This window comes from Prevotella aurantiaca, from assembly GCF_015262605.1.
GTDB classification, from domain to species: domain Bacteria; phylum Bacteroidota; class Bacteroidia; order Bacteroidales; family Bacteroidaceae; genus Prevotella; species Prevotella aurantiaca.
The window spans coordinates 1-24,618 of the sequence record NZ_JABZSJ010000009.1; the positions used below are offsets into that span (position 1 = coordinate 1).

The window sequence follows — 24,618 nt, forward strand, 5'->3', positions numbered from 1 at the left end:
AGCTTGTCAATACAAGCTTTATGCTGAAATATTGTTTTTAAGGGAGGACTAGATAAAAAGTACATATGTTTTATCTAAAAAGTTCCATCATTTTACATAAAAAGTTCCATCATTTTACATAAAAAGTTCTATCTTTTTTCATAAAAAGTTCCATCGTTTTATTAAGAACATAATATCATTTTGTTCAAATTGAATAATAAAATAGCGTGGTTTGAAATGAAGAAAAAATATTTTAAGTTTTAGTTATATCATAAAATAGCATAAACTTCTTATAATCTAGATGAAATTATAGAGATAAAAAGGTTGTTTTAGACTTTTTAAAGAAGATTTTTTCAGTTGTTCTGTTAAATATCTATACCTTTGTCGCTAATAGCTCAGAAACTATTGAATAACAAATATAAAAATAATGAGAAAACTATCTAATTATGTGTGGCTCTTTGCAATAGCATTAAGTGCTGCATTTACAATGACAGCGTGTAGTGAGAAGAACGATGGTCCTACAGTGGACGATGAAAAGGGTAAAGTTGTCATAACACCAGCAAATGTCTTCGTTAATGGAGGGCCTAAATCAATCGGTAGTTATGAAATTAAGAAGAATTCAAAAGGTCAGGTAGTCTTCATTTCGAGCAAAGAAGAAAAAGAAGATATATCATTTGTTTACGAAAATAATGCCTTAGACAGCAAAGGTAATCCTAATATGGTGATGACAGTAAACGATGATGGCGATCAAACACAATATAAGCTATTCTTAAATCAAAACGGATTTGTAAAGCGTTGCGACGAAGTAGAGCACAAAAAGAATAATACTTCTAAAACAAAAGTATGGAACTTCGAATATAACTCTGATGGACAACTAACTACAGCTATACAATCTGAAGGTGGAAACAAAATTACATTTACCATAATTTATAAAGATGGAAATGCAGTAGAAACATCAACCATGTCGCAAAAAGAAGGCAAAGAGATAAAACATTACAAGATATTCTATACTTCGGAAAAAGTAACTTCTCCTATCTACAATAAAGGTTGCTTAACAGCTTATTATGAAGGTATAAACTTAGGCTTAGACGATTTAGATTGGGCATATTATGCCGGAGTCTTAGGAAAAGCCAGCAAGCATCTTCCAATATATAATGTAGATATCAACGAAAATACAACTACTTTTGATTGGACGATTAGTGGCAATGGCTTCCCATCTAGGGTTGTAATTCAGTATGAAGGAGGAAAGAAAGAAGATAAAAAAATAGTTTGGTAAGGAAACCAATATAGATAAAATAAACAAGAGCAACAAAACAAATGTTTTTGTTGCTCTTATTATTTTCTTATTTGTTAGCGACAGATAATCCCTCGTATATCTGTAATCCGAATTCGTTTACATATGCATAAACATGTTCAAGAATATCGGATATTTTATTTTCGAACTCTATGCCGTTTGTTGTGTTTAGGAAGAAAATAATTTCTATTGGAAGTCCATTTTGCGTAGCTTCCAACTGATGGACTAAAAGCGTTGCCGACTTATTTACATCTTCACGTTTCCTTAGGTAGGTTTCTATATAATGGCGGAAAAGTCCGATATTCACCACTTCGCCTTCCATATCTTTTTGCGAAACCATTTTTTTGTTAGTTAGGTTTTGTCTTGTTTCATCGGTAAGAAGTCGGATACTACGCACGTCGAAATATATCTTTTTTACTACTTGGCGCATGCCGCTTTCTTGCATTCCTTTCCAGTTCTTGAATGTACCATTAACTAAAGTAAGTGGCGATATGGTAGTATACGTCTTGTCGAATTGTTGTACCTTTACAGTTGTTAGTGAAATGTCCACTACATTTCCATCAACAGGTGTACCAGGAACGGTAATCCAGTCACCTAAGTGTACCATTTCATTGCTTGTAAGGCGTATACCTGCTACCAATCCTTCTATAGTATCTTTGAATACCAACATCAAAATTGCCGATGTCGCACCTAATCCTGCAAACAAACTCATGGGGTTTTTCTTGAAAAGTATACTTATCACGATAATGACTGCGATGAAGATAAAAATAATTTTCAGTACACCAAGGAACGAACGAATATATTGACTGCTTGAACTTCCTTCTTCTTTGCGAAGAAAACGAAGACGATCTGCGATTTGCAGAACAAGTCGTGTGGAATTAATGACAATATATACAGCTGTAAGACGTAGCAAAATACCTTCTACAAAGGGATATTGGAAGAACACTTTTGGAAGAAATCCCCATAAAACAACGGCTGGAACAATATTGCAAGCTGTATATAATACGGCACGATCGAAGAGGATTTCGTCCCATTCGATGCTTGTTTTTGAAGTCAGTCTAATAACCAAAGGAACTAAAGTCTTTCTGCAAATAAAGCCAGAAAGCCCTGATATAAGGAAGGTTATAATTACCATCAGTGCATGACGCACAACGAAAATGCTTGAGCCTTCGATTCCTATTGAACGAAGAAGGTTATCGATAAAATTGATAATAATTTCCATATTTTTTTCTTGTTTGTTTGAATTAATTTATTGGCTCAATGCCACACATATTTTATTTTGAAGACTTCTCATTGGACCTTGGGTCATTCCACCATTTACAATAATAGCGAAGCAAAGTCGGTGCCCATTCGACGCTGTAAGATAGCCAGCAAGAGAACTTACTCCAAATAATGTTCCTGTTTTTGCGCGTACATTTCCTTCGGCTGGGGTATTACGCATACGTTTTCTTAGTGTACCATCTACTCCTGCAATAGGAAGGGTACCCAAAAGCGTGTTGTAAATATCCGATTTTCCATAAGCATAACGGAGCAGTTGCACTTCAAGTTCAGCGCTGACATAATTGTAGAGTGAAAGCCCTGAACCATCAGCAATATTATAATTGGAGGGTGATAAACCAAGTTGTCGTATTAGTGAGTTCACTTCGTTGCGTGCATGTTTTGCAGAACTCCATTTGTTTCCATTCGCAGCAGCTAACTGATAGAACATTGATTCAGCAAAAAGGTTATCGCTTTTCTTCATCATATCGTGCATTACTTCACCTATGCTGTGAATTCGTGTTGAAATGAGAGTTGCGTTAGTGGGAAGTGAACGTTCGCCAGTAATTCCATTAGATTCGATGCCTTGTTCACGTAGTCGGCGAAGTAGTGTACCAATGAAGTTGTCTCCCTTTCCAAATAAAAGTGAAAGCAATTTTGGATTCTTGTCGTCCCAACACCAACCATCTCCAAATTCATCTTTATCTTTAAACGAAACATCAGCATAGATACTTCCGTTTATTTTACTAATACCTAAATCTTTAATAGCTTGTGCTATTGATGAAATATCGCTGTTAGAAATCATAGGATCCATACCACCGACGCAATAGATATCTCCATTCAACACCTCTGTAGAATCGTCAATGATTCCTGTATAGTAAATGCTTGTGCGATAGTTATAATTGCTACCCAATCGATTGAGTGCTGTTATAGCTGTTACACACTTCATCGTTGAAGCGGGGCGTAGATGTATTCGCTCGTTGAAATTATAAATTTGCTTGTCATCAGATAAGTCCCAAACCATAATACCTATCTGCATAGTGGATGTAATGTCACTTTTAAGAATACCATCTAAACGTGCTTTGATATTCTCTTGCCACGATAAGCTGTTATCATTCTGGAAAGGAAGAATTACTGCTTCACCTTCTTCATCATTTTCGACAGGTCGTTCTTCTTCTGTAGTAGCTTCTTTTAGTGGCTTTCCTTGAAGTATACGTGCTACTTCTGCACTATCTAAAGTTACTTGTGCGTGAACAGGGAAAGCCAATAACGCAGTAAATATTAGGAGTTGTAAATGTCGTAGTTTCATAATAATTTCTGAATTGTAGCAATGAAAGCTTTACTGTTATCGGGCTGAATACTTAGCACCTTACCATTTTTAAGTTCTATCAGCACATAGCTGCCAAGATGAAAGGCTAATGGAAGTTCTCGTGTACTAGCAATTTCTGCTATATCAATACATTTTGATTTTGCTATTCTGCCTTGCTTAAGAATAAGTTTTCCATTAGCAATGGTGTAACTTGAATGCAACGCACGATCTAAAGCAATGGTTGAAAGTATTAAAAATAATGTGCCAAGTACTACCAAAGCTACATTGTCTCTGTGCCAAAAACCATAAAGTGTACCCATTATGAAAAGCACAATGGCACACCCTTCTAATATCATGATACGATGATTGAAAGTTCTGTTCATTACTTTAATAAAAGCATTAGTTGCTATTTTATTAATCCTACTTCCTTTAGCACCATTTCAATAACTTGTGGGAAATGTTCCATTTCCAATATATGCTCCTTAGCGGCAATATCTTCTGGTGTATCTTCTGGTGTAATGGGAGTACGGAATTGTGCAATTATTTTGCCACCATCGCAAATATTGCTTACCCAATGAATAGTCATTCCTGTTTCTGTTTCATTGGCATTACGCACGGCTTCATGTACATGATGTCCATACATACCAATACCGCCAAACTTTGGAAGTAGGGCAGGATGGAGGTTTATCATACGATATTGGTAAGCAGTAATGAACCAATTGGGTATCATAAGTAGGAAACCGGCAAGTACAACAAAGTCAATGTGGTAGTCAGCCATAAGTTTTAAAACTTTTTCTTTGTTGTTGAATTCGACTTTCGGTAATACTAACGAAGGTACATTCAAGTTCTTTGCTCTTTTAAGCGCATACGCATCGGCACGATTACTTATAACTAAAGCAATATTTACTTGCTCGTTGGTTTCGAAATAACGTATAATATTCTCGCAGTTACTACCGCTGCCTGAAACGAAAATTGCTATATTCACCATATTAATAATGTGTTTATTTAGTCTTCCTCATCGTCAAAGTCATCGAAGCCAAAGAGTGTTGGGTCTACAAAAGCATCAAGTTGGCGACGGTCTTTCTTTGTTGGACGACCTGTACCACGTGCTCGGTCTACGAAACCGCTGATTCTACTCATTTCTAATAACTCGTATTGCTTCGCATCAGTAACGTTTTTATAGACTTCGGGTATCAGTTTTGCACCCACACGCTTCTCTATAGTTTGCAAAACTTCGAAAGAATAGGTAATAGGAGGCTTCTTTACGCTTATTATTTCGCCAACCTTTATAGTGTGTGAAGGCTTTACGTTGACACCTTTAATTGTAATACGACCATTTTTGCAAGCATCAGCAGCAATACTCCTTGTTTTGAATATGCGTGCTGCCCAAAGCCATTTATCTATTCTTGCTATATCTGCCATTATTTCTTTCCTAACTTGTTGTATTGGTTCATTGTAATATTGATACCAGCAAGTGCGAAACTTTTAATGATGTCCACAGCAAGGTCGATACTCGGTTGTAGAACTTTCATATCGTCTTCAGTATATTTTCCCAATACCCAATCAACCTGTCCACCCTTTGGATAATCGTTTCCAATACCCATACGAAGGCGTGCATAGTTTTGTCCTATAAGCTGTTGAATATGTCCCAAACCATTATGTCCACCATTGGAACCATTTGCTTTTAAACGGAAAGCACCCAATGGCAACGCTAATTCGTCGGAAATAACAAGCAAACGACTTTCATCTATTTTCTCGATGTTGAGCCAATAGCGTACAGCATTGCCCGATAAATTCATAAACGTAGTAGGTTTAAGCAATATAATTTTTCTTCCTTTAAGAGTGGTTTCTGCTACAAAACCATAACGTTTATCCTCAAAAACAATATTGGACGCCTTAGCAAAGGCGTCCAATACCATAAATCCTGTGTTGTGGCGAGTTCCCTCGTACTCACGCCCGGGGTTTCCCAAACCACATATTAGATATTTGTCCAATATTACTGTCTGTTTTTATCCGTCTTAGAAATATTTTTTATTCTGTTTCGAATAGTTTCTTTTTTTATAGTCGTTCAGACTATCTACAAGCTTATTCAGCTGCGCTATCTTCGTTTTCTTCGTCATCGCTTACTGCAGAAGCAACAGCGTTACGAGTATTCTTGATAGAGCAAACAACAACATCCTTTGATGTTACGAGTTCAAGACCTTCAAAGTTCAAATCGCCAACCTTGATGCTCTTTCCAATACGAAGTTTTGTAACGTCGATGTCAAGAGTTTCTGGAATTTGAGCGTAAGGTGCTCTAACGTTTATCTTACGGATTGATTTATTCATACGACCACCATCGCGAACACCCTGTGCAAGACCTACGTGCTTAACAGGAACACCCATTACGATAGGCTTAGTTTCGTTTACTTCATAGAAGTCAATATGGAGAACAGCGTCAGTTGTTGGGTGGAACTGAATTTCTTTCATAATAGCTGCGTGGTTTACACCATCGATATTCAACTCAACAAGATAAATGTGTGGAGTGTAAATTAACTTGCGAAGCTCTGACATAGGAGCTGTGAAAGAGAAAGCTACTGGCTTTCCGTCTGCTTTAACTTCACCATAGAGGTTACATGGAATTAATCCTTCTTTGCGGAGTTCCTTAGAGGCCTTTTTGCCTGTGTTCTCTCGCTTCTTACCTGAAATAAGAATCTGTTTCATTTTTTGTTTGTGTTACTCTAAATTAATATTTATTTAATTCGCCATCACACACTGATACTGCATCTATGAGAGGTTGATGACCTATCTGTTTGCTGTTCTCAATTTGCAAAAAGCTGTGCAAAGTTACGCCTTTTTACTGGAATGAGCAAATATAATGAGAAAAAACAAGAAAATAATGCTATTCTCTTGCAAGGAACAAGTATTTTTTCTACATTTGCAGAACGTAATAGATTCACACAAAACACAACTTTTTATACGGCAATGATAAATAGAGATTTAATAAGAATAAAGGTCGTCCAGTTAACCTACGCTTACTATCAAAACGGAGAACGTAATATTGATAAGGCTGAAAAAGAACTTCTTTTCAGTTTGTCAAAAGCGTACGGGCTTTACAACTACCTTTTGTCTCTCATTGTTTCTATCACGCAGGAGGAGCGCCGCCGCGTAGAAATATTAACCAATAGAGCGAAACGCGAAGGTACTGACATGCCTTCTGACCGCTTTGCTTATAATAAGTTTGCTGTACAACTTGAGGAAAATAAGCAGTTAAACTTATTTCTTGAAGGGCAACAATATCGTTGGGAAGATGATATGGAGGCTGTAAGAAAACTCTGTGATCAAATAGAAGAGAGTGTGATATACCAAGAGTATATGGCAAGCGATGATGATTCTTACGATGCAGATCGCGAAATGTGGCGAAAAATTTATCGTACACTTATCCAAGAAAACGAAGAATTAGATGCTATTCTTGAAGAAAAGAGCTTGTATTGGAACGATGACAAAGAAATTGTTGATACGTTTGTGATTAAAACTATCAAGCGTTTTGATCCTACGAATAAAGCTGGGCAGGAATTGTTACCTGAGTTCAAAGATGATGAAGATCGTGAGTTCGCAATAAAACTGTTCCGTTCGACCATATTGAATGCCGATACTTATCAGCGATATATGAGCGAAACAAGTAGAAACTGGGATTTCTCTCGCTTGGCTTACATGGATGTTGTTATAATGCAAATAGCTATTGCCGAGTTGCTAACCTTCCCAAATATTCCTATTTCGGTTTCTATCAACGAATATGTAGAACTTGCAAAACTTTATAGTACTCCACGTAGTGGCGGTTATATCAATGGAATGCTTGACGCGATTGCAAGATACCTTGTTGATACAGGCAAGATGTTTAAGCAAATGCCAGAGCGTAGACAACAACGTAATGGAAACGAACGTTGGAACAGAAACAATAATAATTCAAGAAACGAAGCCGTCTTGCAAAATGATAATCTTGAAGGAAACGTACCACAAGGTGAGATCGAAAGAAATACAAACGAAGAATTTTAAATAAATAAAATAAGAAAATGAATACAGCTATTTTACTTGCTGCACAAGCTGCAGGGCAATCTGGTGGCGCAATGCCTATGATTATTATGATGGTTGCTGTCTTTGCAATTATGTGGCTTTTTATGATTCGTCCACAACAAAAGAAGCAAAAACAAATTCGTGCTTTCCAAAATGCGCTTAAAGAAGGTGACTCTGTTGTTACGGGCGGTGGTATCTTTGGCACGGTGAAACGCATTGATATGACTTCTAACAAGATTGAAATTGAAGTAGCACGTGGTGTTGTTATCACTGTTGATAAGGGTTACGTGTTTGCTGATACAGAGGCTATGCGTATGAGCCAGAATAAGTAATCACTTACAAAAGCGTTGAAACTAATTTCATAAATGGTAGGTAGGAGACTGCAAATAATCGATATAATCAGAAACTTCTTGTCGAAACTAATCAACAAGGAGTTTCTGGTTTTTTTATTCTTTCTCCTGTTAAGTGGACTCTTTTGGCTTACAAATGTTCTTGATGATTCGTATGAAAAAGAGTTTGCAGTGCCCATTCGCTTGTCTGGTGTACCCAAAAATGTGATCTTAACAGGCGAAATAGATTCTGTTGTAAAGGTTGTTGTGCGCGACAAAGGATACGTTATAGGAAGCTATATCTTTGATGGTGGTTTTCGTTCGCTATGCTTTGATTTTGAAAATTGTAATCGTTCAGAAAATACTGGAGAGATTTTTATTGCTGATATACAGCGAATGCTTGCCCAACAGATGTATTCAAGTTCGAAAATAGTAAGTGTAAAAGCTAATAATCTTATTTATAGCTACAATCACGGAAGGAATAAAAAAGTTCCAGTGCGTTTACAAGGAAAGATAACTCCTGCTGAAGGTTATTATCTTGCACGGATTCAGTTCATACCTGATAGCGTAACCATCTATGCATCAAAGAAGTTATTGGACAGCATTCAGTATGTTTACACTGAACGAATGGAAGTATCTAACTTCAACGAAATTACGACTCAGAAAGTGCGGATAGCCAAAATAAAGAACGCTAAGGCGTTGCCTAATCAAGTGAAAGTGCAGTTCTATCCTGATATTCTCACTGAGGAAGATGTAGAAGTACCAATCCAAGCTATCAATGTGCCTGCCGATAAAAATATGAGAGTCTTCCCTGGGAAGATGAAAGTAAAGTTTGCTGTGGGTTCACAACGCCTACGTTCGATGCCTAAGAACATAGAAACGAGAGAACTTTTGCCCGATGGTTTTAAGCTAGTTGTAGACTACAAAGAAGTTGCTAATGGTAGTGCAGAGAAGTGTCACGTATATCTTCAGGCAGCACCAAATGGTATACGCAATGCCCATCCTGTTGTAAACGTAGTTGATTATCTTATTGAACAGAAATGAAAGTAGCTATAACGGGCGGTATTGGCAGTGGAAAATCGTTCGTTTGTGAACGATTGCACAAGTTCGGAATTACGGTTTACGATTGCGATGAGGCTGCAAAACGCCTGATGCGCACTTCTGTTGATATTCAAAAGCAACTATCTGATTTAATAGGAACGAACGTTTTCGTTGATGGAAAACTGCAAAAAGCAGCATTGGCAGCCTTTCTCTTGCATAGTAAAGATAATGCGCAAGCTATTAATGATATTGTTCACCCAGCTGTGGCTGCAGATTTTGAGCGTTCAGGTTACGACTATATGGAATGCGCCATACTTTTTGATAGTGGTTTTATCAATCGTGTACATATAGATAAGGTGGTTTGTGTAACGGCTCCTCGCGATGTTCGAGTGCAGCGTATAGTTCTACGTGATGACATAACACCAATAAAAGCACAAGAATGGATAGATCACCAACTATCGCAAAATGAGGTTTTAAAGCATAGTCATTATGAAATAGTGAATGATGGAAAGTGCAATATAGATGTACAAATCCAAAAAATTATAAACGAAATATCAAAAACGAATAAGTAATAAATTAAATAAAGAAACAATGGTACAGACAATTCTTTCTATTGCAGGTAAGCCAGGACTTTACAAATTGGTAAGCCGTGCTAAAATGAACCTAATAGTTGAAACTATCGATGAGAAGAAAAAGCGAATTCCAACATTCGCTACTGATCGTGTAACGAGTCTTTCAGACATCTCAATGTTTACAGAAGGCGACGATGTTCCTTTGTACGAAGTACTTGTAAAGGTTCGTGAGAAGGAAGATGGTAAGGCTACATCTTTAGACTGGCGTAAGGCTTCTCCAAAAGATTTGCAAGATTATTTTGCTGAAATACTACCAGATTTCGACCGCGACCGTGTACACAATAGTGATATAAAGAAGTTGTTGCAATGGTATGATATTTTGATTAAGGCTGGTATTTCGAACTTTGAAGAAGTATTGAAACCTGCAGGTGAGGAAGAAGTAGACGAGAGTCAAGAAAGCAACGAAGAAGAAAAGTAACGGCTAAACCGGGACAAGGTGCTTTTATTATATATCAAATTCCTATAAAAGAGGATTTGTATGTAAAGGAGTTATCGCTTTTTTCGGTATAGTTGATATTCGGACTGGTCAAATAGAAAATAAGAGTAAATTAAAGCCATTGATATATTTACATGGTATAATCGATGGTAAAGTTCTTTACTCTACAGATTACATTGAGTTATAAGAATAAATAAATTCTTTTAGAGTTGGTAGGCAATAACCTCCTACTATAATATGAATAACAACATCGCTTCTACAGGTTTCTTGTAGAAGCGATGTCTTTTAGGTAAAAAGTACAAGTTAGGAGCTAAACAATAACCTATCTTTTGTAATTGTAAAGAAAGTATATCACGAAAGTAAAAGTGGTTGTTTTACTTTGCAATAGTGCCTGTTTTGCAGCGCAAAATAGGCACTATTACTTCGCAAAACAGGCTCTTTTGAAAAGCATTGGTTGTAAGAAAGTTACGAAGTTATTATTCTTTGCGTTAATCTCAATGTTTTTAATGTTTATTTTTAGTTTATAGAATAAGAATATACAGAGTTATTTTTAGATGATTAAGAGATATTTTCTGAGAAGAAAATAATTCCGCTTTTACTAATTCTCGTAGAGTCTTTGCGGTTTTATAAAGTAGAATGCACAAAGGCATAGAATAGATGTAATGTTGTAAATTGAGACAAATTGACATGCACTTATGTCATAATGGCGTGAAATAACTACTGGTATAAGTATTGCAATGTACTTGATGTAAACAAAGAAACAAATAAACTAAATAGGAGGAATAAATTATGATTTACAAGAATTCATGGTTACCAGAAGTGTTCAACGACTTCTTTGACAACAACAATATGCCAAAAGCAAATGCAACTGCACCAGCTATTAATGTATTGGTAAATGATACTGAGTATACAGTAGAACTTGCTGCGCCAGGTTTAAGAAAGGAAGACTTCGACATTAGTCTTAACGCTGAAGGCGACTTAGTTATTAAAATGGAGAAGAAAGCTGAAGTGAAAGATGAGAATACACGTTATTTGCGCAGAGAATTTGCTTACAGCAAGTATGAGCAAACCCTAATTTTGCCAGATGATGTGAATAAAGATGAAGTTGGCGCACGAATGGCTGACGGAGTCTTAAACATTACTCTTCCGAAACTCAACAAGAGCATTCAGAAGGTAGCACGACAGATAGAAGTAGGCTAATTACGCTTTGTTACAGAGTGTAAGTTATTGTTTCATAAATTTAAAGATACGATTGATTGGTTTAGAATTAATAAATAGCTACGATAAAATATTAATTCATGATGTTATAAAGTATGATTGTTAGTAATAATGAAATCCCCGAATGCGTGAGCACTCGGGGATTTTAATTTGTTGTTTCTTCTCCGTTCAATCTTTCTTTTATTGATGGTTAGCAAAGCGAGTTTCAGCCATTTGCTCGTATTTTGTACCCGGTCTACCATAGTTTGCATATGGGTAGATACTGATTCCGCCACGTGGCGTGAAGATACCCGTAACCTCAATATATTTTGGGTCCATTAGTCTTATGAGGTCTTTCATAATCGTATTAACACAGTCTTCATGGAAATCGCCATGATTACGAAAGCTGAAGAGATAAAGTTTTAGACTTTTGCTTTCTACCATACGTACGTCAGGAACATACGAGATACGAATTTCTGCAAAGTCAGGTTGTCCTGTTATTGGACAAAGACTGGTAAATTCGGGGCAGTTGAAACGCACCCAATAATCGTTTTCTTGATGTTTGTTCTCAAACGACTCTAAAACTTCGGGTGCATAATCCATACTGTAAGTAGTTGCTGCCCCCAATTGTGTTAGTCCTTCGTTGTTTCTTTCCATTTCCTTAAATGTTCTTTTAGGGAAAATATAATCCCTTTTCTCATTTTTAATTCAAGCTGAAAATCTTCCAAATACTATAGTTTACGCCATTGTCGTAAACATCTTCTCCTTCGTGTTCCTTTAGTTTCTTTACCACACGAATAGTTATTGGCAGTGCAATAACCTCATAAAGAGTTTTCAGTATCACTTGCCAAATCATCAGTTTCAATAATTCGTTAGAAGGGATAACACCTCCAAGTGCCAATGGGAAGAAAATTACAGAATCGAAACTTTCACCTACAATAGTGCTAACTACAGCGCGGAGTGAAAAGCGTTTGCCACCATCGTGAATTTTCATCTTGCTCATAACGTAGGCATTAGCAAAGGAACCAACGATAAAAGCCATAAACGAAGCTGCAGCAATACGTGGTGCAAGACCGAAAATAGCATCGAATCCTTCCTGATTTGTCCAATAAGGAGCACCTGGAATCCAATTGCAAATTGCACCAACAGCTACGAAAAAGAAATTCATTGAAAAGCCAGTCCAGATGAGAAGTCTTGCTTTCTGAAATCCCCATACCTCACAAACACAATCGTTGATGATGTAAGAGATTGGAAAAACGATTAAACCACCTGTTAAGCTAATACCTAAAACTGAGATTTGCTTTGTCTCGAGAATGTTTGCCGCAATGAGGCAAACACAGAAGAGTATGCTGAATAACATGAACAGCACGCTCACTTGTTGTTTTGTTTTTGTCATTGTCTTGTTTTGTTAAAGGGGGTTTAGCAAGTACCCCTATTTGTAAAAAGTGCGGCAAAGGTACAAAAAAATATTAAAGAATGGTTGATTTATCAATACAATTCTTTACTTTTGCATCTAAATCGGACGAGAGTCCTATTAAATTTAGGTATAAATAGTAAACAATTAAACCGAAAAAATGATATGAAGAAAATGTTTTTAGCAGCATTTATGGCTGCACAGGCATTAACAAGTTTTGCACAATCGCAAGACTTTAAGCCTTATGAAGAAAAGATGAACAAAATCTACGCTGAATTTGCAACTTTGGATAAGGAATACGCAGCATTGCGTCAGAAAGATCCAAAAGCCATTACACCTGCTGATGAGAAACTATTTGAGAATATAATGGCCAAGAGCGATTCACTCTCAGAATTGCATACTGCGCTCACACTTGAGATAGTTAAGAACTTCAAGAATACAAAGTTTCCAGCAAAATATGTAGCTGATGCTTATTCTGGCTTTACCTACGACCAATTGAAAGAGGTTTTAGATCCAACAAGCGGTTATTATAAAGAAGAATCGTTGAAAGCTGCTAAAGAACATCTTGCATCGTTGGAGCTTCGTCGTCCAGGACTTATGTACACCGATTTGGTAATGAAAGACATGAACGACAAGGAAATTAAGTTGAGCCAATATGCTGGTAAGGGCAACTATGTATTTGTTGATTTTTGGGCAAGCTGGTGTGGACCATGTCGTGCTGAAATGCCAAATGTAGTCGAAGCTTACAATAAATACCACGCAAAAGGTTTGGAAATTGTTGGTGTTAGCTTCGACCAAAAGAAAGATGCATGGACTGCAATGGTGAAGAAACTTGGTATGGAATGGCCACAAATGTCAGATTTAAAAGGTTGGCAATGTGCTGCAGGTAAGATTTATGGCATCCGTTCTATTCCATCAAATATCTTGTTAGACCCACAAGGCAAAATTGTAGCAAGCGATTTGCGTGGCGAAGACTTGCAACAGAAATTGGCTGAAATATACAAATAAATTGTTATTAGTGTATAAAAAGAAACCTCATCAAGTAGCAAACTTGGTGAGGTTTCTTTCTTTTATCTAAATTATCTTTTCTTTCCTTATATATATATGTGAACAGAAGTTTAAAGCCCCCTTGCTTTGAAAATCTGTTCTTTTGCATTATTTATCTCTTGGAACTTCTTTTCTGCAGCTTTACGTACATCTTCGCCAAGCGTACCAACACGGTCAGGATGATATTTTAATGCCATCTTTCGATAGGTTGCTTTCACTTCTTCGTTTGTGGCGTTAGGAGATAAACCCAATATGCTGTAAGCTTTTTCAAGATCGTTTGGCGAATTATACGAACCTCCCATATTGAGCATAGAATCTACATCTTGTTCTGAAAGTCCAAGATATGATGCCATCTCTTTGAGAGCTGAAACCTCTTCGGAACTTACTTTGCCATCTGATTTCGATATAATAATAAGGTAATTGAGCAGTTGTAAACGTTGTCCGCTATTCATGTGCATGGAAATCTCAACACAACTCTTTCGTATTAACTCTTTGAACACTGCAGGTCCACGTTGTTTTTGCAGTTCAAAAAGTTTTAATAAGATAGCTTCTCCTTCTGATACCGACTGTTCGCCAAAGTTGTTTCGAAGGAAACTTCGGACACATTCCATTTCAGAATGCATGATTTTTCCATCGGCTTTTATAATGTAAGACGAAAGCACAAGCATTGAAAAGAGGAACGAATTACGCTCTTCTTCGAATGGATTGTGGTTAAATTGTGTATTAAAAGGCCCATTTTGGAATGGTCCTCTATAATTATTAAAATTATTTCCTTCGTTAGAAGCATTAAAACCATCGTCTAACAAAGTTCCAATACAATATCCTGCTATTGCGCCTAAAACGTTGCCGCCTGCTAGAATCCAGCCAAGTGCACCGCCAATCCATTTTCCTATTGCCATCTTTCTGTTCTATTGATTTGTATTTATACGTACTAAAATCGTACCAACTTGCTAAAAACCTATTGAGTTTTTAAGTTCAATGTACTTCTTAAACAGCCATAAATGACTGTCGTAAATAAAGTTTGTGAGTACTGAAAGTAGGTATAACCCAATGAATACAAGCAAGATGAAAGTAAAGCTACCTATGAAGAAAATCAATAAATCGCCATTCTTGTATTTCTCTTGAAATGCTTTTAATCTTGAACTCGATTTTGATATATATTCAGTAGTGGCAGCTGTGGTACTTGCTGCTAATACTGATACCTGTTGAGACTGATTATTCAGTTTTGTTTTTGCAGCTTGCAGCATTTCAGCAGTAGCCATTTTTAGGAATTTTACCTTTGCTGTTGGTCGAGTTTCTTCGGTTTTTGTATCCACTTCTCTAGCTTCTGAGAAGGGAATAACCGATCTGGCCTTTGTTCGGAAAGGCTTATCACCACCCAATTGGCAATTCAGCACACTACCACAATAGGGACAACGCACTTTTTGTAAGCCTTGACGTTCTGTTCTTGCTTTAAAAACATCGCCACATTTATTGCACCTTATTTTATATTCCATGATGGCGCAAAATTATAAAAAAACTTCCATTTGAAAAAGAAATCCTGTCATAAGGTTTGTAATATCTTATCGAATATGTTGCTTTGTTGTCCCTAAACTGATTTCATTTTACTTGTTTTTAATAATTTGAGAGAATGATTTTTTCTGCTTTAAGCCTTTAACTTCTTGTTCATTCGTATGTATTTATAATTGCAAAATGATAGTTTGATTAATTAAACAACTTTCGTTTATCTGCAACTTTTAAATAAATGTGTTCCTTTGGATAATAGGAAGTTATAAAAAGTGAGTGCTTGTAAATTATGGTAAGAGCAAAATAGCTTAGATATAGTTGTTTAATTGTAAGTAAATAAGTACCTTTGCACTCATAAAATAACACTTATGAATTGGTTAAAAGAATTATTTACTAATCAAGAAAGTGTAGCACACATTGTGTTACTCTATTCTTTAGTTATCTCGTTGGGTGTTTATCTTGGAAAAATAAAGATAGGTGGAATTTCCCTCGGTGTAACGTTTATTCTCTTTGTTGGTATTTTAGCAGGACATTTTGGGCTCACAGGACCAATATCAACGCTGACAATTTTGCAAGACTTTGGTCTTATTCTGTTTGTATTCATGATAGGTATGCAGGTAGGTCCAGGCTTTTTCGAAACTTTTGGAAAAGGCGGACTAAAGTTAAATATGCTTGCTTGTCTTACTATTTTGCTGAATATCGGAGTAATGTTTGCTTGTTACTACATCTTCTTCGATACCAGCGATCAGAAAAACCTGCCCATGATGGTAGGAACTATGTATGGAGCCGTAACAAATACTCCTGGTCTTGGTGCGGCTAAAGAAGCTGTACTTAATGTTTTTGCCGATAAACAGAACTTCGATATTGCTTCAGGTTATGCTTGTGCTTATCCGTTGGGAGTTGTGGGAATAATTGGCGCAACGTTGGCTATACGCTTTATTTGCAAAGTTGACATGGATAAAGAAAACGAGCAATTATCTGAAGCAGAAGCTGAAAATCCAAATGCAAAACCACACACAATGTATTTGCGCATTGAGAACTCAATTATCAGTGGACGTACTTTGGAGGAAATAATCAACTTCATAAATCGTGATGTTGTTTGTACGCGTTTAATGCACGAAGGTGTTATATCGCTTCCTTCAAACGATACAGTTTTGAGTCTTGGCGACGAAATAAGTGTTGTTTGTGCAGAGGCTGACGCTGAAGCTATTTCTGCATTTATAGGTCCACAAATTGAGGTAGATTGGCACGAAGAAAAGCAGCCACAACAAATGATCAGCCGTCGTATAATTGTTACAAATAGCTCTATGAGTGGTAAGACTTTGAGTAAGTTGCACTTCCGTTCAGTATATGGTGTAAATGTAACACGTATCAGTCGTCAAGGCATTGAATTGTTTGCAAGTAATAATCACCATTTCCAAGTAGGCGATAGAATTATGGTTGTAGGTTTTGAAGAGAATGTACAGCGTGTTGCAGAGTTAATGGGTAATTCAGAAAAACGTTTGTACGCACCAAATATTGCAACCATCTTTATCGGAATTGTGGTCGGTATCCTTTTCGGAAGTTTGCCAGTTGCAATTCCAGGTATGCCAGTTCCTTTGAAATTAGGATTGGCAGGTGGACCTTTAATTATAGCTATCTTTCTTGGACGTTTTGGTCATCACGTAAAACTTGTAACTTATACCACCACATCGGCTAATATGATGTTGCGCGAAATAGGTTTAGCATTATTCCTTGCATCAGTTGGAATCAAAGCAGGTGCAGGTTTCTGGGAAACTGTAGCAGAGGGCGATGGTTTGAAATACGTGTTAACAGGTTTCTTAATCACCATTATTCCAATCCTTATTGTGGGAACAATTGCACGCATGAAATATAAGTTCAATTATTTCACCATTATGGGTGCAGTCGCAGGTGCATATACCGACCCACCAGCATTAGCTTATGCAAACTCAGTTTGTAATACTGAAGCACCAGCGTTAGGTTATTCTACGGTTTATCCGTTGAGTATGTTCCTAAGAATACTTGCAGCGCAATTGATAATTCTATTCTGCTGCGGAGTTTAGTAAATAATTGCTTTTAAGCTTTATAATACATCTACAAAGGTGTGCCGAATTTCTTTTTCGGCACACCTTTTTTATATTCGAGCATTGAAAATAATAACTAAGTTGTGTTACAAGAAGGCTCTTTTTTATCTAACACATATCTTTACGTTAATAAGAAATAGTTTTTCTTCTTTGAGTTTCTCAAAATAGAAAGATAAGTTTTTAGATAATAAATAAAGGGTAGAAAATTTATAATTAAATTCCATCGAATTTATAATAATAATCCATCAAGTTTATTATTATAATTTTTAATTTTATAATTATAATTTCGATAGAATAAAATTACAATATTTGAATTCAAAATATTTACCGAGCAGCAATAGTTCTTTATGAATGATAATAACCATTGAGCACGATTCAAAAGTATAACAAAATCTATATTTTCTCTCACTATTCCATTGATAAACACTCCCCAAAACTAAATTCTATTCATGAAAGAAAATAAAATAACGTATAAGAAAACAGAAACTATACACAATAAACACTTTTTTTTCTTTCTTAGGGAAATAAAATATCATGTTGATTGCTTTCCTAAAAAATATATATATCTTTGCCTTATCTTTAGAGAAAATAAGTTGCATCATAGTATAAATTAAGCTAGAGTTTTAGATTATATATCAAGATTATAATATTATTAATGGAGTTATTAAAAGATATCTTCATAACACTGAAAGATTAGACAAATTTGATATCAAATAAGATTGTCAATTAAAATTATATATAGATTTTAATAAGTAGGAGGGGTAACTTTTCTCTACTATTAAAAATTAAGAAAGTATGGGTACATTTAATGAAATCTTGAACAACCCTTTCGTTAACAAAGGAACAGCCTTTAGTATGGCTGAGCGTGAGAAATTAAATCTCGTAGGATTACTCCCTCCGGTTGTGCAGACACTTGAGGAACAGATAGAAAGAACATATCTGGAATATCAGAAAAAGGTAAATAATCTAGAGAAACGTGTATATTTGATGACACTTTTCAATACCAACCGCACTCTGTTTTATGCACTTATGGCGCAACACATCGAGGAGTTCATGCCGATTGTTTATGATCCGGTTGTTGCAGATGCTATTCGACAATACGACGAATTATTCATGAAGCCACAGGATGCAGGATTCCTCTCTATTGACCATCCTGAAGATATTGAGAAATCATTGCGCAATGCTTCAGAAGGAAGAGATATAAAACTCATTGTGGTTACTGATGCCGAGGCCATATTAGGTATAGGAGACTGGGGTGTAAATGGTGTTGCTATTGCCATTGGAAAACTAATGGTTTATACTGCAGCGGCTGGTATTAACCCTAATGAGGTATTGCCATTAGTACTTGATGTGGGAACTGATAATAAACAGTTGCTCGACAATCCTCTTTATTTAGGCAATCGTCATGAACGCGTCCGTGGTAAAAAATATCATGAATTTGTAGACAAGTTTGTTGAAACAGCAGAACGTCTCTTTCCGAACTTATACCTTCATTGGGAGGATTTTGGTCGCCCTAATGCAGCTGCCATTCTCGAACGCTACCAAAATAAGATTACAACATTCAATGATGATATACAGGGAACAGGTATAGTTGCTTTGGCGGGTATTCTCGGCGCACTGAATATCTCAAAACAGAAATTTACTAACCAATGTGTGATGGTGTTTGGTGCAGGAACAGCAGGCGCAGGTATTGCACATCAGATTTACGAAGAGTTCATGCAACAAGGACTATCTTCTGATGAGGCAAAGCAACATATTTATTTAGTAGATAAGCAGGGATTACTCACTGATGACATGACTGATTTGACAGAAGGACAGCAGTTCTTTGCACGCTCGACAAGTGATTTACAGGTGCCTCAACCTACTTTACTTGCAGCAGTTCGTGCTATTCGGCCTACCATATTAATAGGAACTTCTACATGTCCAGGAGCATTTACAGAAGAAATTGTGAAGGAAATGGCTGCACATACAGAACGTCCTATTATCTTCCCACTATCAAATCCAACAGAACTTGCAGAAGCAAAGGCTTCTAATTTGATAGAATGGACCGACGGACGTGCGCTTGTCGCTACTGGTATACCAAGCTCACCTGTCAATTATAAAGGAGTAACTTACACTATCGGACAGGCAAATAACGCTCTAATGTATCCTGGCTTAGGACTAGGTGTGATAGCTTCTACTGCAAAATTAGTAGATCAATCACTATTATCAGCTGCAGCGCATGCATTAGGCGGAATTGTGAATGCATCACAACCTGGTGCAGCAGTACTCCCTCCTGTGAACAAAATAACTTCTTTTTCACAACATCTTGCGGAGGTGGTAGCACAATATGCTATTGATCATCAAAATACAAGAGAGAATATTACTGATGCACGTGCTGCTGTTGAGCGTATAAAATGGTATCCTAGTTATGAATAGTCGGGATATACAAGTGATATTATATTGCTAAATATTGCTGTCCGGTAAAACTTAAATTGAATAGAAATCCTTTCGGAATTGCCTTTTTTAGGTAATTCTGCATTTTTTGAAATTCAAGCTCCCCCCTAATTAGTCGTCCCTTGAAAACTATCTCGTTAGGAAATTCATGCTATTTGAATAGTTTTGGCAATAATGATAGTTTTATTTAAGGTGTCTATTTATCTTCTAAATAGTTATCTGATAATAATAAAAGCCCCGAAATATGTTTCGGGGCTTTTATTATATTTTTAAAAAACTATCTTTTTGCGTTAGCAGTCCATATTTTTCCATCCATAGTATAAAGAATGTTCAATGTAGAAGCGTTGATTCTAATAAATGTTACACCTTCTTTAAAATCAATGTTGACTAAAGTGTGATCACCTTCTTTTTTGAATTTAACTCCTTTAAGATTAGGAATTCCATCTGAGAATCTAAAATAGTAACTGCCTCCTGCTTTAACAACAGTTACAGAACCATTATCAGCAGCTTTATGTACGTTTCCATCTAAATAAGTGATTCTACCTTTGTATGTTCCTACAAAAATATCGTTATCTGCTGGGTCATCATTCTTACTACAAGAAACAAAAGAAATAGCTACTATGAATAGAGAAATTATAGTGACTAATTTGAGATTTCTTTTCATACTTTTAAAATTTAAAATGATTGATTAAATGTTTGGCTCTATTACTTTTTAGCCATTTTCTTCAAAGCTTCCAATTTTTTTTCTAATAAATCAATTAGGTCTTCAGATTTATCATCTGACTCTGATAAAAGCTTGTCTACCTTCTCTTCTAAAGAACTTTCAACTTCTAATGATTTATCACGCATATTTTTGGTAAGGTGTTCTAATTGTTCCTTTAATTCATCAACCTTATCGCTTATAGTATCTTTAATTTTTTTACGAGTGTTTTCTCCTTTATCAATGGCAAATAGAACACCTAATCCTATTCCTATTGTTGTTCCTACTGTTAATCCGCATAATGTGTTTGTTAATTTCGACATAATTTTCTGTTTTTATTTGTTTTTACTATATTATTTACAAAGATATAAAATAAAAATGAGAAAAGCAATTTTTTTGTCATTTTTTTTACAAACAAAAACGGAAATATTTTTATAAGATATACATTCAATGCTTTCTTATATCGAACTCTGGTTCTTTATAATATAATATGTTTAAACAGAACTTTTTTCCTACATTTCTTTTATTATTACTTTTTATGTAAAGTGATGTAAAAGGCGTATAGAGCGTTTCAACCATCGTAAATGTGTAATATGTGGGATATTATAAACTATACGACGATAAAAAATCAATCTTGTTCTGTTTGTTTGTTATATTTGATTTTATTATTTTCTGTTACTATAAGTTAGCCAATATTTGCAAAAAAATGGGCTATTATACCGCAGTGTGATATTTTTTTCCTAAATTTGCACACTGTAATGCCTATGCGCATTATGATTTTTTTGAACAAGAAAGAAGAAAGAAAAAGTATAGAAATGGCAAAGAAAATTCAGTTTAGTCTCATTTATAGAGATATGTGGCAGAGTTCTGGTAAGTTTCAGCCACGCAAGGACCAATTGGTTCGCATAGCTCCAGTATTCGTCGAGATGGGTTGTTTTGCTCGTGTAGAAACCAATGGTGGTGCATTCGAGCAAGTTAATCTGCTTGCAGGCGAAAATCCAAATGAGTCTGTTCGCGCATATACGAAAATATTACACGATGCAGGCATACAAACACACATGCTTGATCGTGGTTTGAACGCATTGCGTATGTATCCTGTTCCTGATGATGTACGTGCCTTAATGTATAAAGTAAAGCATGCACAGGGAGTAGATATTCCTCGTATCTTTGATGGTCTGAACGATATTCGTAATATTGCACCTTCTATAAAGTGGGCAAAAGAAGCTGGTATGATTCCACAAGCTGCGCTTTGTATAACTAATTCGCCTGTTCACACTTTGGAATACTATTGTGAACTTGCTGATAAAGAAATAGAAGCTGGTGCTGAAGAAATCTGTTTGAAAGATATGGCAGGTATCGGACAACCTGCCTTCCTTGGTCAACTTACAAAAATGATTAAGGATAAACACCCTGAAATCATTATCGAATACCACGGACATTCTGGTCCAGGTTTGTCAATGGCGTCAATGCTTGAAGTTGCAAAGAATGGTGCAGATATTCTTGATGTTGCGATTGAGCCATTATCATGGGGTATGGTACACCCAGACCTTATCTCTGTTCAGAGTATGCTGAAGAATGCAGGGTTTGATGTGCCTGAAATAAACATGGATGCTTACATGAAGGCACGTGCTATGACACAAGAATTCATCGATGAATGGTTGGGTTACTTCATCAATCCGAAGAACAAAATTAGCAGTTCTTTGCTCCTCGGTTGTGGTCTTCCAGGTGGTATGATGGGCTCTATGATGGCCGACCTCGGTGGTATTCACGCAACTATCAATAATCTTCGTAAGAAGAAAGGCAAAGCAGAACTTTCTTTGGACGATATGTTGGTGAAACTTTTCGACGAAGTTGCTTATGTTTGGCCACGTGTAGGTTATCCTCCATTGGTAACTCCATTCTCTCAATATACTAAGAATATAGCCTTGATGAACCTTCTTACTATCGAACAAGGTAAGGGTCGTTTCGTTATGATGGACGATTCTATGTGGGGTATGATTCTTGGAAAGAGCGGTAAGGTGCCAGGTAAGATTGCTGACGAAATTATTGCACTTGCTAAAGAAAAAGGTCTTGAATTTACAGAAGCAGATCCACATACTTTATTGCCTAATGCATTGGACGATTTCCGTAAGGAAATGGACGAAAATGGTTGGGAGTACGGACAAGACGATGAAGAACTCTTCGAACTTGCTATGCACCCAGAACAATATCGCAACTATAAGAGCGGTCAGGCTAAAAAGAACTTCTTGGCTGATTTACAGAAGGCGAAAGATGCTAAACTTGGTGATAAGGTTAGCATAGAAGAAGCTACAGCATTTAAACATGCAAAGGCTGATGCTATTGTTTCTCCTGTTAAGGGACAAATATTCTGGGAATTCCAAGGAGATGGAGAAGCTGCTCCTGCAGTTGAACCATTCATTGGTAAGGAATATAAAGAAGGAGAAAAGTTCTGCTATATCTTGGCTCCATGGGGCGAATTCGTAGAAATTCCTGCTGCATTGGGTGGTAAGTTAGTAGAAATAAATGCAAAGCAAGGCTCTAAAATCAATAAGGGTGATGTAATTGCATACATTCAACGCGACGAAAAATAAGAGTTTTAGCTGAATAAGATAACTACGATTCATTCACGAATTATAAAGCTTAAAAGCTTTCATGGTCTGTGAATGAATCGTTTTTTCTTTTATATGAGTTGGGAAATAGCATTGTTGACGGGAACAAACAGAGGCTTATAAAGAGCTAAGTTTTCTGCTTTTGTTGTTTTAGAGTATGGATTTACGCAGTCGGTTAGCAAAAAGAATATACAGAGAAGAGGTTAAACAGCTTGCTTCTATGGCTCAGTCTTCTTTCAACGACCGTGAGTTTGACGAGTTCTTTCAACTCTTATACGATGAAGAAACTAGAGTTTCAGAGAATGTTGCATGGATAATGAGTTGTTTTAATAAAGATGGACGGAAACGTTTGATTAATAAAAAGCATCTCATAATTGCAGAAGTAATGAACACTTCAAGTACTACAAAAGCACGTTTGTTACTTACAACTCTTTTAAGACAGCCCTTTTCGAAAGAAGAAATAACCACACCATTTCTGGATTTCTGTCTTGATAACATTACAAATATAGCTCAACCAGTAGCCATTAAGTCGCTTAGCATTTATGTTTCTTACCAGCAATGCAGGTTCTTCCCAGAGCTTTTGCAAGAGTTAGAAGCAATATTGCACACTTACGATGGTATTCCTCTTTCGCCAGGAATGAAATGTGCACGAACAAAAGTATTACAAGCGATAAAGAAAAGTAAGAAAAAATCAATACAACAATGAACTTTCAAGCCATTATAGATAAGTTTTATCCCGAAGAAAACGAACTTAAAAAGATATTGCTCGTACATAGTCGGAGTGTTGCGAATAAGGCTTTGGCAATAATAGACCAGCATTCAGAACTACAATTAGATAGACAATTTGTAGAAGAAGCGGCTATGCTTCACGACATTGGAATATTTCAGTGTAATGCTCAAGGTATTCAATGCTTTGGCAAAGCACCTTATGTTTGTCATGGAAGAATAGGAGCAGATTTATTAAGAGCTGAAGGTTATCCACAACATGCACGTGTTTGTGAACGTCATACTGGTGCTGGACTTACTAAAAAAGAGATAGTAGAACAAGGAATTCCTCTCCCAGAACAAGACTTTTTGCCCGAAACAGAAGAGGAAATACTGATTTGCTATGCAGACAAGTTCTTCTCTAAGACTCATTTAGATGTGGAAAAAACTTTCGAACAAGCTGTAAAGAGTTTGGAAAAATTTGGTAATGAAGGGGTAGAAAGGTTCTCTGCTTGGCACAATCGATTTGTTCCTATAAAACGTTAAAATCAAGAAATAACTCCAATTTATCCCAATATTTGCTTAATTTT

The 24,618-nt window shown here is 36.3% G+C and carries 26 protein-coding genes; 13 read left to right on the forward strand and 13 right to left on the reverse strand.

Annotated features, from left to right (window positions below; all coding sequences use genetic code 11):
- The first annotated feature begins 406 nt into the window (after positions 1–406).
- Positions 407–1,255 carry a DUF4595 domain-containing protein gene (locus tag HXN26_RS02915; protein WP_273158549.1) on the forward strand — a complete coding sequence of 283 codons (849 nt, stop codon included), beginning with the start codon at positions 407–409 and terminating at the stop codon, positions 1,253–1,255.
- A gap of 67 nt (positions 1,256–1,322) precedes the next feature.
- Here the strand turns inward: HXN26_RS02915 and HXN26_RS02920 are convergent, their stop codons facing one another.
- From HXN26_RS02920 to HXN26_RS02950, 7 genes are all read right to left on the reverse strand, one after another.
- Positions 1,323–2,495, reverse strand: coding sequence for a mechanosensitive ion channel family protein (locus HXN26_RS02920; RefSeq protein WP_273158551.1), 1,173 nt, complete (start codon positions 2,493–2,495; stop codon positions 1,323–1,325).
- 27 nt (positions 2,496–2,522) lie between these two features.
- Positions 2,523–3,839 (reverse strand): D-alanyl-D-alanine carboxypeptidase/D-alanyl-D-alanine endopeptidase, encoded by a 1,317-nt coding sequence (gene dacB, locus HXN26_RS02925; protein ID WP_273158553.1) that lies wholly within the window; start codon positions 3,837–3,839, stop codon positions 2,523–2,525.
- On the reverse strand, positions 3,836–4,222 hold the full coding sequence (locus tag HXN26_RS02930; protein ID WP_273158554.1) for a PH domain-containing protein: 387 nt from the start codon (positions 4,220–4,222) through the stop codon (positions 3,836–3,838). The genes dacB and HXN26_RS02930 overlap by 4 nt, the downstream gene beginning before the upstream one ends.
- A gap of 23 nt (positions 4,223–4,245) precedes the next feature.
- Positions 4,246–4,827 carry a phosphoribosylglycinamide formyltransferase gene (gene purN / locus HXN26_RS02935; protein WP_273158556.1) on the reverse strand — a complete coding sequence of 194 codons (582 nt, stop codon included), beginning with the start codon at positions 4,825–4,827 and terminating at the stop codon, positions 4,246–4,248.
- 17 nt (positions 4,828–4,844) lie between these two features.
- Positions 4,845–5,261, reverse strand: a complete 417-nt coding sequence (locus HXN26_RS02940) for an RNA-binding S4 domain-containing protein (RefSeq protein ID WP_273158557.1) — start codon at positions 5,259–5,261, stop codon at positions 4,845–4,847.
- Entirely contained in the window at positions 5,261–5,833 is a 573-nt protein-coding gene (gene pth, locus HXN26_RS02945) for an aminoacyl-tRNA hydrolase (RefSeq protein WP_273158559.1), read from the reverse strand. The genes HXN26_RS02940 and pth overlap by 1 nt, the downstream gene beginning before the upstream one ends.
- A 91-nt stretch (positions 5,834–5,924) precedes the next feature.
- Positions 5,925–6,542 carry a 50S ribosomal protein L25/general stress protein Ctc gene (locus HXN26_RS02950; RefSeq protein ID WP_025000737.1) on the reverse strand — a complete coding sequence of 206 codons (618 nt, stop codon included), beginning with the start codon at positions 6,540–6,542 and terminating at the stop codon, positions 5,925–5,927.
- A gap of 261 nt (positions 6,543–6,803) precedes the next feature.
- Between HXN26_RS02950 and nusB the strand changes: the two genes are divergently transcribed.
- The 6 genes from nusB to HXN26_RS02980 all read left to right on the forward strand — a co-directional run bounded on the left by nusB (position 6,804) and on the right by HXN26_RS02980 (position 11,530).
- A complete protein-coding gene (nusB, locus tag HXN26_RS02955) occupies positions 6,804–7,874 on the forward strand; it encodes a transcription antitermination factor NusB (RefSeq protein ID WP_025000736.1) in 1,071 nt (356 codons plus the stop codon).
- A 17-nt stretch (positions 7,875–7,891) separates the two neighbouring features.
- A complete protein-coding gene (yajC, locus tag HXN26_RS02960; RefSeq protein WP_025000735.1) occupies positions 7,892–8,224 on the forward strand; it encodes a preprotein translocase subunit YajC in 333 nt (110 codons plus the stop codon).
- Between the two features lie 33 nt (positions 8,225–8,257).
- Positions 8,258–9,265 (forward strand): YbbR-like domain-containing protein, encoded by a 1,008-nt coding sequence (locus tag HXN26_RS02965; RefSeq protein ID WP_273158562.1) that lies wholly within the window; start codon positions 8,258–8,260, stop codon positions 9,263–9,265.
- Complete coding sequence (coaE, locus tag HXN26_RS02970) at positions 9,262–9,834, forward strand: dephospho-CoA kinase (protein WP_273158564.1); 573 nt, start codon at positions 9,262–9,264, stop codon at positions 9,832–9,834. The genes HXN26_RS02965 and coaE overlap by 4 nt, the downstream gene beginning before the upstream one ends.
- A 19-nt stretch (positions 9,835–9,853) precedes the next feature.
- On the forward strand, positions 9,854–10,312 hold the full coding sequence (locus HXN26_RS02975) for a DUF5606 family protein (protein ID WP_025000732.1): 459 nt from the start codon (positions 9,854–9,856) through the stop codon (positions 10,310–10,312).
- Between the two features lie 810 nt (positions 10,313–11,122).
- On the forward strand, positions 11,123–11,530 hold the full coding sequence (locus HXN26_RS02980; protein WP_025000731.1) for an Hsp20/alpha crystallin family protein: 408 nt from the start codon (positions 11,123–11,125) through the stop codon (positions 11,528–11,530).
- A gap of 198 nt (positions 11,531–11,728) precedes the next feature.
- Here the strand turns inward: HXN26_RS02980 and queF are convergent, their stop codons facing one another.
- Both queF and HXN26_RS02990 read right to left on the reverse strand, forming a co-directional pair.
- Positions 11,729–12,184, reverse strand: a complete 456-nt coding sequence (gene queF, locus HXN26_RS02985; protein ID WP_025000730.1) for a preQ(1) synthase — start codon at positions 12,182–12,184, stop codon at positions 11,729–11,731.
- A gap of 46 nt (positions 12,185–12,230) precedes the next feature.
- Positions 12,231–12,923: a queuosine precursor transporter gene (locus HXN26_RS02990; protein ID WP_273158568.1), complete on the reverse strand. Its 693-nt coding sequence runs from the start codon at positions 12,921–12,923 to the stop codon at positions 12,231–12,233.
- 183 nt (positions 12,924–13,106) lie between these two features.
- On the opposite strand from HXN26_RS02990, the gene HXN26_RS02995 reads away from it, so the two are divergent.
- Positions 13,107–13,949 carry a TlpA family protein disulfide reductase gene (locus HXN26_RS02995; RefSeq protein WP_025000728.1) on the forward strand — a complete coding sequence of 281 codons (843 nt, stop codon included), beginning with the start codon at positions 13,107–13,109 and terminating at the stop codon, positions 13,947–13,949.
- Positions 13,950–14,059: 110 nt separating this feature from the next.
- On the opposite strand, the gene HXN26_RS03000 is transcribed toward HXN26_RS02995, so the two are convergent.
- Both HXN26_RS03000 and HXN26_RS03005 read right to left on the reverse strand, forming a co-directional pair.
- Positions 14,060–14,887, reverse strand: a complete 828-nt coding sequence (locus tag HXN26_RS03000) for a DnaJ domain-containing protein (RefSeq protein ID WP_025000727.1) — start codon at positions 14,885–14,887, stop codon at positions 14,060–14,062.
- Positions 14,888–14,938: 51 nt separating this feature from the next.
- Positions 14,939–15,484 (reverse strand): hypothetical protein, encoded by a 546-nt coding sequence (locus tag HXN26_RS03005; protein WP_273158572.1) that lies wholly within the window; start codon positions 15,482–15,484, stop codon positions 14,939–14,941.
- A gap of 378 nt (positions 15,485–15,862) precedes the next feature.
- Here HXN26_RS03005 and HXN26_RS03010 point away from each other — a divergent pair, with 378 nt between their 5' ends.
- Positions 15,863–17,557, forward strand: coding sequence for a putative transporter (locus tag HXN26_RS03010; RefSeq protein ID WP_025000725.1), 1,695 nt, complete (start codon positions 15,863–15,865; stop codon positions 17,555–17,557).
- A gap of 816 nt (positions 17,558–18,373) precedes the next feature.
- Positions 18,374–19,996: a malolactic enzyme gene (locus HXN26_RS03015; RefSeq protein WP_273158575.1), complete on the forward strand. Its 1,623-nt coding sequence runs from the start codon at positions 18,374–18,376 to the stop codon at positions 19,994–19,996.
- Between the two features lie 295 nt (positions 19,997–20,291).
- Here HXN26_RS03015 and HXN26_RS03020 read toward each other — a convergent pair whose 3' ends face one another.
- Together HXN26_RS03020 and HXN26_RS03025 are read right to left on the reverse strand one after the other, a co-directional pair.
- Positions 20,292–20,678, reverse strand: a complete 387-nt coding sequence (locus tag HXN26_RS03020) for a hypothetical protein (protein ID WP_006045585.1) — start codon at positions 20,676–20,678, stop codon at positions 20,292–20,294.
- A 41-nt stretch (positions 20,679–20,719) separates the two neighbouring features.
- Positions 20,720–21,037, reverse strand: coding sequence for a YtxH domain-containing protein (locus HXN26_RS03025; protein WP_112316919.1), 318 nt, complete (start codon positions 21,035–21,037; stop codon positions 20,720–20,722).
- Between the two features lie 492 nt (positions 21,038–21,529).
- Here HXN26_RS03025 and HXN26_RS03030 point away from each other — a divergent pair, with 492 nt between their 5' ends.
- From HXN26_RS03030 to HXN26_RS03040, 3 genes are all read left to right on the forward strand, one after another.
- Complete coding sequence (locus tag HXN26_RS03030; RefSeq protein ID WP_273158580.1) at positions 21,530–23,305, forward strand: biotin/lipoyl-binding protein; 1,776 nt, start codon at positions 21,530–21,532, stop codon at positions 23,303–23,305.
- Between the two features lie 175 nt (positions 23,306–23,480).
- On the forward strand, positions 23,481–24,029 hold the full coding sequence (locus tag HXN26_RS03035) for a hypothetical protein (protein WP_273158582.1): 549 nt from the start codon (positions 23,481–23,483) through the stop codon (positions 24,027–24,029).
- On the forward strand, positions 24,026–24,574 hold the full coding sequence (locus HXN26_RS03040; protein ID WP_273158585.1) for an HDIG domain-containing metalloprotein: 549 nt from the start codon (positions 24,026–24,028) through the stop codon (positions 24,572–24,574). Before HXN26_RS03035 ends, HXN26_RS03040 begins: the two co-directional genes overlap by 4 nt.
- Positions 24,575–24,618: the final 44 nt, after the last annotated feature.